This window comes from Nonomuraea solani (assembly GCF_900108335.1).
GTDB lineage: Bacteria > Actinomycetota > Actinomycetes > Streptosporangiales > Streptosporangiaceae > Nonomuraea > Nonomuraea solani.
This window is the reverse complement of sequence record NZ_FNVT01000004.1, coordinates 275,665-289,961: the sequence shown is the minus strand read 5'-3', so window position 1 is coordinate 289,961 and position 14,297 is coordinate 275,665. Positions and strand designations below refer to the sequence as shown.

Annotated in this window: 9 protein-coding genes; 5 read left to right on the top strand and 4 right to left on the bottom strand. The window is 69.6% G+C overall.

Going from position 1 to position 14,297, the window contains the following annotated elements; translation table 11 throughout:
* Positions 1–10: 10 nt before the first annotated feature.
* From C4V41_RS16895 to C4V41_RS16880, 4 genes are read right to left on the bottom strand one after another with little or no spacing between them, the layout of a single operon-like run.
* The gene (locus tag C4V41_RS16895; RefSeq protein WP_103956833.1) at positions 11–676 is read right to left on the bottom strand and encodes a response regulator transcription factor; all 666 of its coding nucleotides are present in this window, start codon (positions 674–676) and stop codon (positions 11–13) included.
* Positions 673–1,419 (bottom strand): histidine kinase, encoded by a 747-nt coding sequence (locus C4V41_RS60725; protein WP_235030244.1) that lies wholly within the window; start codon positions 1,417–1,419, stop codon positions 673–675. The genes C4V41_RS16895 and C4V41_RS60725 overlap by 4 nt, the downstream gene beginning before the upstream one ends.
* Positions 1,419–2,642, bottom strand: a complete 1,224-nt coding sequence (locus C4V41_RS16885; RefSeq protein ID WP_103956832.1) for an FAD-dependent monooxygenase — start codon at positions 2,640–2,642, stop codon at positions 1,419–1,421. Before C4V41_RS16885 ends, C4V41_RS60725 begins: the two co-directional genes overlap by 1 nt.
* Positions 2,643–2,698: 56 nt before the next feature.
* Positions 2,699–3,910: an acyl-CoA dehydrogenase family protein gene (locus C4V41_RS16880; protein WP_103956831.1), complete on the bottom strand. Its 1,212-nt coding sequence runs from the start codon at positions 3,908–3,910 to the stop codon at positions 2,699–2,701.
* A 107-nt stretch (positions 3,911–4,017) separates the two neighbouring features.
* On the opposite strand from C4V41_RS16880, the gene C4V41_RS16875 reads away from it, so the two are divergent.
* The 5 genes from C4V41_RS16875 (at position 4,018) to C4V41_RS16855 (ending at position 14,262) form a co-directional block, all read left to right on the top strand.
* Positions 4,018–5,580, top strand: a complete 1,563-nt coding sequence (locus tag C4V41_RS16875; protein WP_103956830.1) for an MDR family MFS transporter — start codon at positions 4,018–4,020, stop codon at positions 5,578–5,580.
* Between the two features lie 237 nt (positions 5,581–5,817).
* Positions 5,818–7,014 carry a sensor histidine kinase gene (locus C4V41_RS16870; RefSeq protein WP_200824035.1) on the top strand — a complete coding sequence of 399 codons (1,197 nt, stop codon included), beginning with the start codon at positions 5,818–5,820 and terminating at the stop codon, positions 7,012–7,014.
* A 644-nt stretch (positions 7,015–7,658) separates the two neighbouring features.
* Positions 7,659–10,865, top strand: a complete 3,207-nt coding sequence (locus C4V41_RS16865) for an efflux RND transporter permease subunit (RefSeq protein WP_103956828.1) — start codon at positions 7,659–7,661, stop codon at positions 10,863–10,865.
* Complete coding sequence (locus tag C4V41_RS16860) at positions 10,862–12,124, top strand: bifunctional glycosyltransferase family 2/GtrA family protein (protein WP_103956827.1); 1,263 nt, start codon at positions 10,862–10,864, stop codon at positions 12,122–12,124. The genes C4V41_RS16865 and C4V41_RS16860 overlap by 4 nt, the downstream gene beginning before the upstream one ends.
* 26 nt (positions 12,125–12,150) lie before the next feature.
* Positions 12,151–14,262 (top strand): ArnT family glycosyltransferase, encoded by a 2,112-nt coding sequence (locus tag C4V41_RS16855; protein WP_103956826.1) that lies wholly within the window; start codon positions 12,151–12,153, stop codon positions 14,260–14,262.
* The last annotated feature ends 35 nt before the right edge of the window (positions 14,263–14,297 follow it).

The following is a 14,297-nucleotide window of genomic DNA, read 5'->3' as shown; positions in this document are numbered from 1 at the left end:
CGAGTAGGAGTCACTGCGTCTGAGGGCGGATCAGGCCGGTTTCGTAGGCGATGATCACCAGTTGGGCGCGATCGTGTGCCTTCAGCTTGGTCATGGCCCGGTTGATGTGTGTTTTGGCGGTCACGCGGCTGATTCCCAGCAGGTCGGCGATCTCGTCGTTGGTGCGTCCGTGGGCAGCCAGGAGCATCACTTCGCGTTCGCGCTCGGTGAGCACGACCAGGTCTTCGGGCACGTGTGCGGCCGTGGCGCCGCGGCTGGCCAGGAAGCGGGCGATCACGCTCTTGGTCGCCGAAGGGGACAACAAGGAGTCGCCCCTGGCCACCAACCTGATGCCCTCCTGCAGCTCATCCGCTTCCACGCTTTTGCCGAGGAAGCCGCTGGCGCCTGCGCGCAGTGCGGCGAAGACGTACTCGTCGATCTCGAAGGTGGTCAGGACCAGCACCCGCGTTCCGCTCACGGTGGAGGTGATCTCGCTGGTCGCGGCGAGCCCGTCCATGCCGGGCATGCGGATGTCCATCAGCACCACGTCGGCTCCGGTTTCCCGTGCCAGTCGTACGGCCTCACGACCGTCGGCGGCCTCGCCGACCACCTCCAGGTCGGGCGCGGCGTCGACCAGGACCCGGAACCCGGCGCGGACCAATGCTTGGTCGTCGGCCAGGACCACCTTGATCGTCATGGTTCCCTCCTTGGTGCGGGGAGTACGGCGTGCATGCGGAAGCCGCCGTCGTTCATGGGGCCGGCGTGGAAGACGCCACCCAGTGACAGGGCACGTTCACACATGCCGATCAGCCCGTTGCCTGAGTGTGGGCCGCACGTGCCGGTGCCGGTCACGTCGAGGATCACCTCGCCGGCGGTGTAGTTGATCCACCGTGGTTCGCAGCTCGTCCAGCGCATCCGTGTCCGCCTGTCGTACGTGGACCAGGGCGGCACGGGCCTGCTCGCCGGCAGGTGTGCGGCACCTCCTGCCTGCACGTTGATCGGCGCGATGTGGTGGGCGAGCACGTCGTGCGGTTCCCGCGCGATGTGCGGTCGTTCCTCCATCACCCGGCGCTCGGCCTCCTCCTCGCGCGTCCGCTCGGCCCGGCGGGCGCGTTCCTCGACGGCGGCGACGTAGGCGCGGCGGCTGCGCAGCGCGTCACCAACGGCGACGGCCATGCCGATGAAGGCGATCAGGGCCGGCACCGCCGGTGCCGGCCAGGCACTCGCGGTGAAGGCGAGGCTGGCGACGGTGACGATGAGCGCGACCAGGGTCGCGTAGACCCACGCGGTGCGGCGGGGGAATCGCAGGGTCATGGTGTACAGCGCGGCGAGCGTGATGCCGTAGGTGGTGAGGTGATCGCCGATCGGTCCGGGCCCTTCGGATGCCAGCAGCGTCACCACGAACACACCTGTGGCGAGGAGCAGGTCTTTGAAGGTCATCAAGCGGCGGCGATGTCGATGTTCTTGGCCCGCATGCCCTTGCCGCCGGGTACGCCGCCCACGGACCCGCCCATGACCTTGCCCATCGCCTTACGGACGATCGGGGAGCTCATCAGGCGCATCATCCCGGCCCGCATCAGATACTCCTTGAAGTTGTGCGGCGTGAAGATGAACCGTTCGCTCAGCGCGGCGGCCTGGTGGGTGTCGATGAAGGGCCGCATCTGCGCCTCCCAGGCGCCCAGGGCTTCGGGAATGTCGTGCCGCTGCAGTACGGTGCCCAGCAGTTCGGCGCCGGCGATGCCGGTGGAGGCGCCCATGCCCGAATACAACGTCAGGCACCAGGCGGCATCGCCGATCAGCACCACCCGCCTCGTGTGCCAGGACGGCATCTTGACCTGCTGCACCGAGTCGAACAGCGCGTCGGAGGCCTGTTCGTAGCGGGTGAACAGGCTCTCCAGGATGGGACCCGCGGGCTCAGGGCCGAAGGCGGCGCGAATGGAGTCGATCGGCGCACGGGCGAACTCGGCGTCGATATCGGAGGTGCGGTAGGAGAACAGCAGGCTGGGAGCGTGATCGGTGAACGGGAAGGCCCACGCCGAGCGGCCCGGTTCGGCCAGTGTCAGCCCTTCGGAGAGGCCGAAGCCATCGACCGGCCGCTCCAGGATGGTCGCGCCGATCATGTAGTTCAGCGGGTGCAGGTATGGCCCCGGCCCGAAGGCCAGCTCACGCACGGTGGAACGCATGCCGTCGGCACCGACGACCAGGTCGAAGCGCTCGGTGACCGTGTCGTTCAGGGTCACCTCCACACCCTCGGGGTCTTCGACGATCCGGGTGGGGACGGTGGAGTAGCGGATCTCCACATCGTCCGGCAACGCCTCGAACAACCCCCGCTCCACATCGGGCCGCAGCAGCGCGCGGGGTGCCGCGGGGCCGCCGATGCCGGCCGGGCTGATGCCGGGACGCCGCCGTCCCGCCCGGTTGATCGTGTAGGTGACGGCTTGCGGGCCGCTGCGGTCGCCGATGGAGTCCAGCACGCCCAGCCGCCGGGCGGAGGCGACGCCGGTACCGAACAGCATGATGAAGTACCCGCCCGAGCGGCGGGTGGGGGCCCGCTCCACCAGCACCGGCTCCCATCCGATCTGGCGCAGCCGCACCGCGGTGGCGATCCCCGCGATCCCGAGCCCGACCACCAGCGCCCGGCCACGTGTGGGTGTGCTCGTCATGACAGAGTCCTTTCTTCGGGATACGGCTCGCGCCGGATCATGTGAGTGCGGGGCTGCTAGAACGGCATCGCCGAGGCGCCGAGGAGCATGGCGCCGAACATCCGTGCGTTGCTGTTGAGCTGGGCCGCGTAGTGTGTGCGGAACATGGACACATCCCGCAGGTAGCGCTGCATGCGCTGGCCGCGGGCCGCGGCCGAGGAGCCTGCCGAACGCCACAGGATGTCGACCGTCTCGCCGGCCAGTTCGGCGGCCTGCAGCAGGGTGGAGGCGAGCGCCGTCTCCGTTTCGAAGCTGAACGGCCGGACGCCGTCGACCACGTCGCGGCAGAAGTCCGCGTAGGTGCCGAGAATATGCATGACGATGGCCTCGGCGCTGTCGGCCTTCATCGTCGCCAGGCCGTAATCGCGCTGGTAGAACGGGTCTTCCAGGCGCGAGCCGCCGCCGAGCGTGGCGGCCTTCTTGGTGCGGGCGAGGTGCTCGTACTCGTCCAGGGCGGCGCGGGCGGCGCCGATCACGGGCAGGACCACCTCCAGGAGCGGGAAGACCCCGGGGCTGCCCAGATACATCGGGTTGCCGTGCAGTTGCACGCCCGGCGAGGTGGCGAAGTCCGCCCCCAGGAAGACTCCGTAGTGTTCGGGCACGACGACGTTGTCGACCACGACGGTGTTGGAGCCGCTGGCGCGCATGCCCAGGACGGCGTCGCCGCCCCAGTCGTCCTGGATGGTGAACTGTCCCTCCGGGATGAGGACCTGCAGCTGGGTCAGGGGCGAGACGGGGGCGTCCGGGTCGGGTGCCTGCCCCTCCTCGACGACCTGGACCGCCACCGTGGCGTGCGTGGCATAGGGGACTCCCGAGTTGTAGCGGGACCTGGCGTTGATCAGCCAGCCACCCTCCACCCGTTGCGCGGATCCGGCGGGGTTGAGGCTGTGCGAGGCCCGGAAGTAGCCGCGCTCGTTGTTGAAGATCTCGTCCTGTGTCTGGGCTGACCAGGTGGCCACCGTGCTCTGCGTGTTGCCGTGCCCGAGGCTCAGGCACCACGCCGTGCCCGGGTCGCCACGGCCGATCTCGATGAGCACCTTGGCGAAGGTCTTCAGGTCCACCTCGTGCCCGCCGTACTTGCGCGGGGTCAGCATGTGGTAGAGGCCCGCGTCCAGGAACGCCTGGTGCACCTCGGTCGTGTAGTGGCCGAGCCTCTCGGCCTCGTGCGCGCTGTCACGGACGAGCTCGCGCAGTCCCTCCGCGTTCTTGATCAGGGTCTCGGCGGTCATGGACCTCACCTCACAAGCGAAACGAAACAAGTTTGTTTCGAATACACTAGGCTCGACCTGAGCGAAATGCAAACGTTTCGCTACCGAGGTGAACCCCTGGAGCTGTCATGTCTCACGTGTCCGTCGGCGAAAGCGTCACGGCCAAACCCCGCCACTTCGGCCTGATCTTCGCCTCGCTCATGGTGGCGATGCTGCTCGGCGCCCTGGATCAGACCATCTTCTCCACCGCGCTGCCGACCATCGTCGGCGAGTTGCACGGCCTGGAGCACATGGCCTGGGTCACCACCGCCTACATCCTGGCCGCCACCATCGGCATGCCCGTCTACGGCAAGCTCGGCGACCTGCTGGGCCGCAAACCCATCTTCATCGCGGCCATCGGCCTGTTCCTGGCGGGTTCGGTGGTCTCCGGCCTGGCGGGCAACATGGCCACCCTGATCGTCGGTCGAGCCATCCAGGGCCTCGGCGGCGGCGGCCTGATGATCATCTCTCAGTCGATCATCGCCGACCTGGTGCCGCCGCGGGAACGCGCCAAGTACATGGCCCCGATGGGGGCGATCTTCGGCCTGTCCTCCGTGGTCGGGCCGCTCCTCGGAGGCTGGTTCACCGACTCCCATTCCTGGCGGTGGGCGTTCTGGATCAACGTGCCGCTCGGCCTGCTGGCCATCGCCGTCGCCCTGTTGGCACTACGCCTGCCCCGCCGCGCCGTACAGGTGCGCATCGACTATCTCGGCACCGCGCTGATGGCCGCCGCCGTCACCTGCACCGTGCTGTTCGCCTCATGGGGCGGCACCCAGTACGAGTGGTCCGACCCGGTCATCATCGGCCTGGCCGTCGGAGCCGTCGCGGCCTGGATCGCGTTCATCCTGGTCGAGCGGCGCGCCGCCGAGCCGATCGTGCCGCTGCACCTGTTCCGCAACCCGATCTTCAACGTGGCCACCCTGCTCGGCATGATCGTGATCGGTGTCGGGATGTTCGCCATCATCGGCTACATGCCGACCTACCTGCAGATGGTCTACGGCGTCACCGCCACCGAGTCCGGGCTGCTGCTCATCCCCATGGTCGCCGGCATCACCGTCAGCGCCATGTCCTCGGGCGCGTTGATGAGCAGGACGGGCCGCTACAAGCTCTTCCCGATCGCCGGCACCGCCCTGCTCATCGTGGCCGCCGCGCTGATGTCCCAGTTGTCCGTCGAGACGCCGCTGTGGCAAGTGTGCGTGTACATCGGCCTGGCCGGCGCCGGGGTCGGCCTGATGGTGCAGACCCTCGTGCTGGCCGTCCAGAACGCCTTCCCCGCCCGCGAGGTCGGCACCGTCACCTCGGCGAACAACTTCTTCCGCGAGATCGGCGCCACCCTGGGCACCGCCGCCGTGGGCGCCGTCTTCGCCGGCCGCCTCACCGACCGGCTGACCGCCGGCCTCCCCGAACAGGCCCTCCAGATCGTGGGCAGCAGCCACTCCCTCACCCCCGCCCTGGTCCGCGCCCTGCCCGAGAACCTCCGCCAGATCGTCGTCACCTCCTACATCGACGCGCTCGTGCCGATCTTCCTGTACCTCGTTCCGGTATTCGCAGCCGGTCTCCTCCTGGCCTTCACGCTCAAGGAGAAGCCCCTGGCCGGCAATGACGAATGGCGCTCCGACGACGGCAAGGCCTCCTCCAGTGACGCCGGTTGATCCGCTGGAGGCGAACGGTCGTGGGCGACGACCCTGACGCGTACGCGGTACTCGTCGGCCCGGCCGAGAAGGGCGCTCAGCGCCTTGATCAGCCGTCCGGGGACCGTGCTCACAGACTCGAATGGTCTGCCTTCGTCAACCCCGCCCCGGCTGTACCACGGTTGCAGCAGAGCGGATGGGTACCTCAGGATGAGGGAACTCGCCCAGGTCAGACCTAACGTTTCAAGGGTGCGTACGGTGACCTGGCTGAGGCGGGAAGTCCTTTCCCGGCCCTACGCGGCCGACACGATCCTGGCCGTGTGCGTGTATGCGATGACGCTGCTGGCGCCGGGCGCGCCCCCGCAGCCGGGGGCGCAGTGGCACGGCGGAATGCGGCCTCTCACCGGTTACGACATCGCGCTGGCCGCGGTCGTCTGCGGCGCTCTGGTCTTCCGGCAGCGCTGGCCCCGCGCCGTCCTGGCCGTCACGGTCACCGGGTTCGCCGCCTACGCCGTGATCGATGGCGGGCGGAGCCTGCTGACGCTGGGGCCGGCGATCGCGGTGTACACGGTGGCTTCGCGATGCCCGCGCCGGCACGCGTGGGCCTACGGAGGGCTCGCCGCGCTCGTGGTCGTCGTGGCCAGGGGCGTGTTCGACGGGGGCGCGTGGCTGACGCCCGATGTGCTGGCCCCGATCGCCTTCATCGGCATGGCCACCGCCGTTGGCGACTCGCTGCGCAGCCGCCGCGCCTATGTGGCCGCCGTCGAGGAGCGAGCGCGCCGGGCCGAGGAGACGCGCGAGGAGGAGGCCGAACGCCGGGTGATGGAGGAACGGCTGCACATCGCGCGGGAACTGCACGACGTGCTCGCTCACCACATCGCCCTGATCAACGTGCAGGCGCAGGTGGCCGCGTACGTGCTGGCGACCCAACCCGAGCAGGCCCGCGCGGCGCTGAGCCATGTCCGCGAGGCGGGTAAGGAGGCGCTGGAGGAGCTGCGGACCACGGTGGGATTGCTCCGCCGTCCGGGCAGCCGCGACGAGTTTCTCACCGAACCTGCTCCAGGGCTGGATCGGCTGCCTGAATTGGTCGACTCCTTCACCGCGGCCGGGCTGAAGCTGGATTGGCAGATCGACGGCGACCCGCGGCCGCTGCCCGCTCCGGTGGACCTCGCCGCGTTCCGGATCGCCCAGGAGGCGCTGACCAACGTGAGCAAGCACGCGCCGCGGGCGGCCGCGACCGTACGGATCGGCTACGCCGCCGACGAGGTGATCGTCGACGTGGCCGACGACGGCCGCAGTGGTGCGGGCGGGATCTCCTCCGGAATCGGCCACGGGCTGATCGGCATGCGGGAACGCGCCCTGTCGGTCGACGGCACCTTCTTCGCCGGGCCCGTGGACAGCGGCGGGTTCCGGGTGCACGCCGTGCTGCCCATCTCCAGGAAGGGCGGGCGATGACTGTCAAAGTGCGCAGGAGGCCATCAGGGTGGTGGCCCAACTGGTGATCATCGCCTACGAAACCGGCCTGGTCCGTCTCCAGGCCCGCTGATTCGCCGCGACCACGAGCGTGGTACCCGCCCCGCCCCTACTGCGATCGCCGCAGCTCAAAGCCCCTCCTCCAGGCGGACCTTTTCCGGGGGCGACGCCGCGAGGCTTGAGTGGTGACCATGACGATGCCGGCCCCGTTGCTGTGTGCGGCGTCGTCCCCTGCGCTACGGCGTGGGCACGATGGTGGCGATATACCCCCGGCGGCGGGACCACGGGCGCGGTAGCCGGCAGCCACCGCTGCTGCGATCGTCGCAGCTCAGAAACCCTCCTCCAGGCGGACGTTCGGCCGGGACGACGCCGCGAGGCTTGAGTGGTGACCACAACAATGCCGGTCCCCGGCGCATGGCGCTGCCCTGAGAGGCGGCCCGGTCACCATGGTCCAACCGCTGAGTGCTTTGACCACGCCCTCCTCGCACGCCCGCGAGCCACCGCTACCGGTGGCGGGCGCGGGCGCCGTCGCGAGCTCGGCACTTCGGCCGTGGTGCCGGTGCCGATGATCCGGCGCTTTCCAGCGCACCGTGCGATCTGACACCCATTCGAAGAGAAGTGGAAAGATGTCGTTTCTGGCTAGATTGAGCCTCGCCAATCGAGGGCTCGTCGCGATCATCACCGTTGTGGTGGTCGCGTTCGGTGTCTACATCACCCCGGGACTGCAGCAGCAGCTCCTGCCCTCGATGTCGCTTCCCCAGGTATCGGTCGTGGCCTCCTACGCCGGTGCCGCGCCGCAGATCGTCGAGGACCAGGTCACGGTTCCGCTGGAAGAGGTGATTCGCGGAGTGGCCGACATCACCTCGGTGACCTCGACCTCCCGTGAAGCCAGCGCGTCGATCCAGGTGGCCTTCGACTACGGCGTCGACATCGACGACGCGCAGAGCAAGATCCAGCAGGCCGTCAGCCGGCTGTCCGGTCAGCTGCCCGACGGCGTGGAGCCGCAGGTGGTCGTGGGCAGCACCGACGACCTCCCGGTCATTCAGCTCGCCGCCGCCTCGGAAGACTCCCAGCAGCGCCTGGCCGACCAGCTGAAAGACGAGGTGGTCCCGGTGCTCTCCGGCATCGAGGGGGTCAAGGAGGCCTCCGTCACCGGTACCCGGGACCAGGTCATCACCATCACTCCCGACGATGACGAGCTGAAAGAACGCGGGCTGGAGGCGAGCGCGATCAGCACCGCCATCCAGAACGCGGGCCAGCCGATTCCCGCCGGAACCCTCACCCGCTCGGACGAGACGCTGAACGTCCAGGTCGGCGGCCGGTTCGACTCGATCAAAGATCTCCAGGACCTCTACCTCGCACCCGCCACGCAAGAGTCCACAGCCCAGGGGACTCCTGCCCAGAACCAGCGACCCGGCGCGCCACAGGCCGCACGCTCCGCCGCCAAACCGAAGCCGGTACGGCTGGGCGACGTGGCCACCGTCAAGCTCGGCCTGGCCGACTCCACCACGCTCACCCGCACCGATGGCAAGCCCAGCCTGGGTGTCTCGGTCACCATGAAGCCCGACGGCAACGCCGTGTCGATCTCCGAGGAGGTCCGCGCCGAGCTGCCGGCCCTCGTTGCCGCTGTCGGCTCGCAGGCCACGCTCACCATCGTCTACGACCAGGCCCCGGAGGTGGAGAAGTCCATCGAGAGCCTGACCACCGAGGGCCTGTTGGGCCTGGCCATGGCCGTACTGATCATCCTGGTCTTCCTGGTTTCGGTCCGCTCCACGCTGGTGACCGCGATCTCCATCCCGTTGTCCGTCCTCATCGCGCTGATCGCGATCTGGGTGTGGGACTACTCCCTCAACATGCTCACCCTCGGCGCGCTCACGATCGCGATCGGTCGCGTGGTCGACGACTCGATCGTGGTGCTGGAGAACATCAAACGGCACCTGTCCTACGGCGAGAGCAAGCGGCAGGCGATCGAGACCGGCGTACGCGAGGTCGCGGGCGCCGTCACCGCATCCACGCTGACCACCGTGGCGGTGTTCCTGCCGATGGCGTTCGTCGGCGGGCTGGTCGGCCAGCTGTTCGGCCCCTTCTCCGTCACCGTCACCGTGGCGCTGCTCGCCTCCCTGGTGGTGTCGCTGACCGTCGTCCCCGTACTGAGCTACTGGTTCCTCAAGCCATCCGAGGACGCTGACCGGCACGAGGCGGAGACTCTGGAGCGCAGTAGCCGCCTCCAGCGCATCTACGTCCCGATCATCCGTTTCGCCGTACGGTACCGCCTCGTCACGCTTGCGGGCGCTGTCGCGATCCTCATCGGCACTGTCGCCCTGATCCCGGGCCTGAAGACCAGCTTCATCGACAACGCGGGACAGAACACGATCAACATCACCCAGACCTTGCCCGCCGGCACCTCTCTGACCTCGGCCGACAAGAAGGCCAAGCAGGTCGAGAACGTCCTGGCCGAGCGCAGCGAGATCGACTCCTACCAGGTGACCGTGGGAGGCGGGAGCAGCGCCGGCCTGTCCGGCGGAGGTCCCTTCGGCGGCGGTGGCGGCGGCGGTACGGCCCGCGCCAGCTACTCACTCACCCTGCACGAGGACAGCGACACCGCCGCCGTGCAGAGCGCCCTGCGCGACGAACTGGGCCGCCTGTCCGATGTCGGAGAGATCAGCATCGGTGAGAGCGGCGGGTTCGGCGGCGACGGGCTCGAAGTCCAGGTCCACGCCACCGAGCAGGACACCCTGCGTGACGCGGCGCGCATCGTCCAGGACGAGATGGCGAAGATCTCCGGCGTCACCGAGGTGACCAGCACGCTGGCCGACACCGCCCCGCGCATCGACGTCAGCGTCGACCGCAAGGAGGCCGCCGAGCGCGGCCTGTCGGAGGTCGCCATCGGTCAAGCGGTGGCCCAGGTGTTCCGCGGCAGCACCGTGACCCAGCTCGCCTTCGACGACACCACCGCCGACGTCATCGTCAGCACCGGCGACGCGCCGGTCTCGCTCAACGAGCTGCGCAGGCTGGACCTGCCTGGAGGCGCGGAGCTCGCCGACGTCGCCGATGTCAGGCAGGTGGATGGGCCGGTATCGGTCACCCGCATCGATGGGCAGGCCACGGTCAGCATCTCCGGCACGAACACCGGAGCCGACCTCGGCACGGTCAGCGCCGACCTGGACAGCCGCCTCGCCAAACTGAACCTGCCCGAGGGAGCGACCTACTCCGTCGGCGGCGCCAGCGCCGACCAGAGCGAAGCCTTCGGCAGCCTCGGCATCGCCCTGGTCGCGGCGATCGCCCTGGTGTTCTTCGTCATGGTCGCCACCTTCCGCAGCCTCATCCAGCCGCTGGTGCTCCTGGTGTCGATCCCGTTCGCCGCCACCGGCGCGATCGGCCTGCTGCGCATCACCGACACCTCACTCGGACTCGCCGCGATGATCGGCCTGCTGATGCTCGTCGGCATCGTCGTCACCAACGCCATCGTGCTGCTCGACCTGATCAACCAGTACCGGCGTCAGGGCATGCCCCTGCACGAGGCCGTCGTGGAAGGCGGGCGCAACCGGCTGCGGCCCATCCTGATGACCGCGCTGGCCACCATCTTCGCTCTGCTGCCGATGGCCTTGGGCATCACCGGCGGCGGCGGATTCATCTCCAAACCCCTCGCCATCGTGGTCATCGGCGGTCTGATCAGCTCCACGCTGCTCACCCTCCTGCTGGTCCCGACCCTCTACACCATGGTCGAAAGCCGCAACGAAAAGAGCCGGCCCGGACACGTCAACCGTCACGCCGTACCGCCCAGGGCCGAGATCCCCTTGGAGTCGGCATCTGTTACCCAAGGACATCAATGACCAACGACATCCGCGGCCGGGGCGGCCTCCGCGATTTCCAGCTCTCACAAAGGCCGGATCTGCTCAGCTCACCGGGTCCCACGGTCGAGATCGTCATCCCCGTCTACAACGAGGAGCGGGCGCTCCCGGGATGCCTGCGCACCCTGCACGCGCACCTGCGTGAGCGGATGCCCTTCCCGTGGCGGATCACGGTGGCGGACAACGCGAGCGTCGACCGGACGCTGGAGGTGGCTCGGGAGCTGGCCGCCGAACTGCCCGGAACGGACGTGGTCCACCTGGACAGGAAGGGGCGTGGGCTCGCGCTGCGGACGGTGTGGGGCGCGAGCGAGGCCGACATCGTCGTCTACATGGACGTCGACCTGTCCACGCGCCTGGACGGGCTGTTGCCGCTGATCGCGCCGCTGGCCAGCGGCCACTCGGATCTCGCCATCGGCAGCCGGCTGGCGCCGGGCGCGCGTACCGTACGCGGACCGCGTCGCGAGCTGATCTCCCGCTGCTACAACGCGATCATCCGGCTCACGCACGGGGCCCGGTTCAGCGACGCGCAGTGCGGCTTCAAGGCCGCTCGCACGGACGTGCTCGGCCCGTTGCTGGAGCGGACGCAGGACGACGCCTGGTTCTTCGACACCGAGCTGCTGCTGCTCGCCGAGCACAACGGGCTGCGCATCCACGAGGTACCGGTCGACTGGGTCGAGGACGTGGACACCCGCGTCGACGTCGTCAGCACCGCCGCCGACGATCTGCGCGGATTGTGGCGGGTGGCCCGCATGAAGGCATCCGGCGTCGCGCGGGCCTCGTTGCCGGGGCGTCCCGCTCCGGCAGCCGAGCATCCCGACGCCGTGCTGGCCCCGAGCAGGGCACGTTCGCGCATCACCTGGGAGGTCGGCTGCTTCGCGGCCATCGGTGTGTTCTCGACGGCCGGTCAGGCGCTGCTCTACTGGTTGCTGCGCGCGTGGTGGCCGCCCGTGCTGGCGAATTTGGTGTCACTGCTGGTCCTCACCGTGCTCAACACCGAGGCCAACCGCCGTCTCACCTTCCGCTGGTCCGGCACGAGAGCCGGACGGGCACACCTGGGAGCCGGAGCGCTCTTCCTGATCGGGTACGTCGTCACCTCCGCCGCCGTGCTGCTGTTCCGCCAGAGTCAGCCCGAGGCGTCGGCCGCGGCCGAGACGCTGGTGCTCACCGCCTCGTCCCTGCTGGTCACCGCCGTCCGCTTCGTGGTGCTGCGGCTGGCCGTGTTCCGCCGTACCACGCCCTGATTCCCTTTCCAGAGAGCGAAGCTCAGATGACCGACACCACCGAACCACCCGCGACGCCACAGGCCGTGGGCCGCGCGCTCCCGGGCTGGGCGGCTCCGGCAGCGCTGGCGGCGATCCTGCTCCTGGCCGCCGGCCTGTACGGCTGGGCCCTGGGCTCCCTCGGCTGGGGCAACGGCTACTACTCCGCCGCCGTGAAGTCGATGGGCCAGAGCTGGACGAACTTCCTGTTCGGCGCCTATGACCCCGCGGGTGTGATCACCGTCGACAAGCCGCCGGCGGCCCTGTGGCCGCAGGTGATCAGCACCAAGATCTTCGGCCTGCACGGCTGGGCGATGATCCTGCCCCAGGTGCTGGAAGGCGTCGCCGCGGTGTTCGTCCTGCACCGCACCGTGCGCCTGTGGGCGGGCGAGGCGGCGGGGCTGCTGGCCGCGCTGATCCTGACGCTGACCCCGATCACGGTGGCGATCAACCGGGACAACAACCCGGACACGCTGCTGGTGCTGGCGCTCGTGGCGGCGGCGTACGCGCTGACCCGGGCCTTGCGGGCCACGTCCGGCCGGGCCGCCCTCCGGTGGCTGTGCGCCGTCGGGTTCCTGATCGGCCTCGGCTTCATGACGAAGATGCTGGCCGCCTGGATGGTGATCCCCGCGTTCGCGGCGGCCTGGCTGGTCGGCGCGAGCGGCCCCTGGCTCGGCCGGTTCGCCAGGCTACTGGCCGGCGGCGTCGTTCTGGTCGTGTCCTCCTTGTGGTGGATCGGGTTGGTCGCGCTCTGGCCGGGAGAGCGCCCGTACATCGGCGGCAGCACCGACGGCAGCGCCTGGGACCTGGTCATCGGCTACAACGGCCTCGGCCGGATCTTCGGCGGAGGCGCCGGAGTTCCGGGCGGCTTCAGCATCCCCTTCGGTGGCGCGGCCGGTCCTGGACGGCTCTTCAACGACCAGGTCGGCGGGCAGATCAGCTGGCTGCTGCCGTTGTGCGGGGTGGCTCTGGCGCTGGCCCTGGCCGGCGCCGTACTGCGACGGCGCGGGGTCACGATGCCCGGTGAGCCGCTTGGCGCGGCCGGATGGGTGCTGTGGGGGACCTGGCTGGTGGTCTGCGGCCTGGTCTTCGCCACGCAGCAGGGAATCTTCCACCCGTACTACACGACGCAGCTGGCCCCCGCCATCGCTGCCATCGTCGCCGGCTTCGCCGTGACGCTGGCCCGCGCCCACCGCGCGGGGGCGCGCTGGGCGCTCCCGCTGGGAGCCGGGTCCGTCGCGGCGACCACGGCCTGGGCGTGCGCCCTGATCGTGCGGGTCCCCTCCTGGAACGGCTGGCTGGTGTGGCCCGTGGCAGCGGCTGGAGCAGCGGCGATCGTCCTGCTCCTCCTGTCCGCCGGTCGGCGACGGCTGCTGCCCGCCGCGCTCGGCATCGCGATCCTGGCGGTGCTGTCGGCGCCTGCGGCGTGGGCGATCAGCGTCCCCGGCTCCACCTCGGCGATGGGTGGCGCCAACCCGACCGCAGGGCCACCGAATCTGCCCTTTGGCCGCGGGGACGGCGGAGGCGGCCCGGCTCCGGGAGGGACGCAGCTCCCGCCCGGCACGCAGCTCCCGCCCGGCATGCAGCTCCCGCCCGGCATGCAGCTCCCGCCCGGCATGGAGATCCCCGGAGGATTCCCGGGCGGGACCGGTGGTATGCCGCCCGGGCTCTCCGGAGGCTTCCCCGGCGGCGGCGCCGAGCTCACCCCCGACCAGCGCAAGATCCTCGACTATGCCGTTCAAAAATCCGGCTCCGCCCGGATCAAGCTCGCCGTCGAGGGGGGCTCCATGTTCGCCTCAGGATTCATCCTGAACAGCGACGCCACCGTCATCGGCATGGGCGGATTCATCGGCATCGACGACGCCCCGACCGTCCAGCAGCTGAAGGACTGGACGGATTCCGGGCAGCTGCGCTTCGTCCTGGGATCCGATGGAGGAGGCTTCAGCGCCATGATGGGTGGGACGAGCGCACACCGCTCGCAGTGGATGAAACAGAACTGCACCGAAGTCCCCGCCACCGTGTACGGGGGAAGCCCCACGGCCGCCACGCCAGGCAGTCCCACGACCGGCGGCATCATGGGAGGCGCTACCACCCTCTACGACTGCGCCGCGAAGCGCTGACGCACAGGACAACGGTACGGGCTGAATCGCCGTCC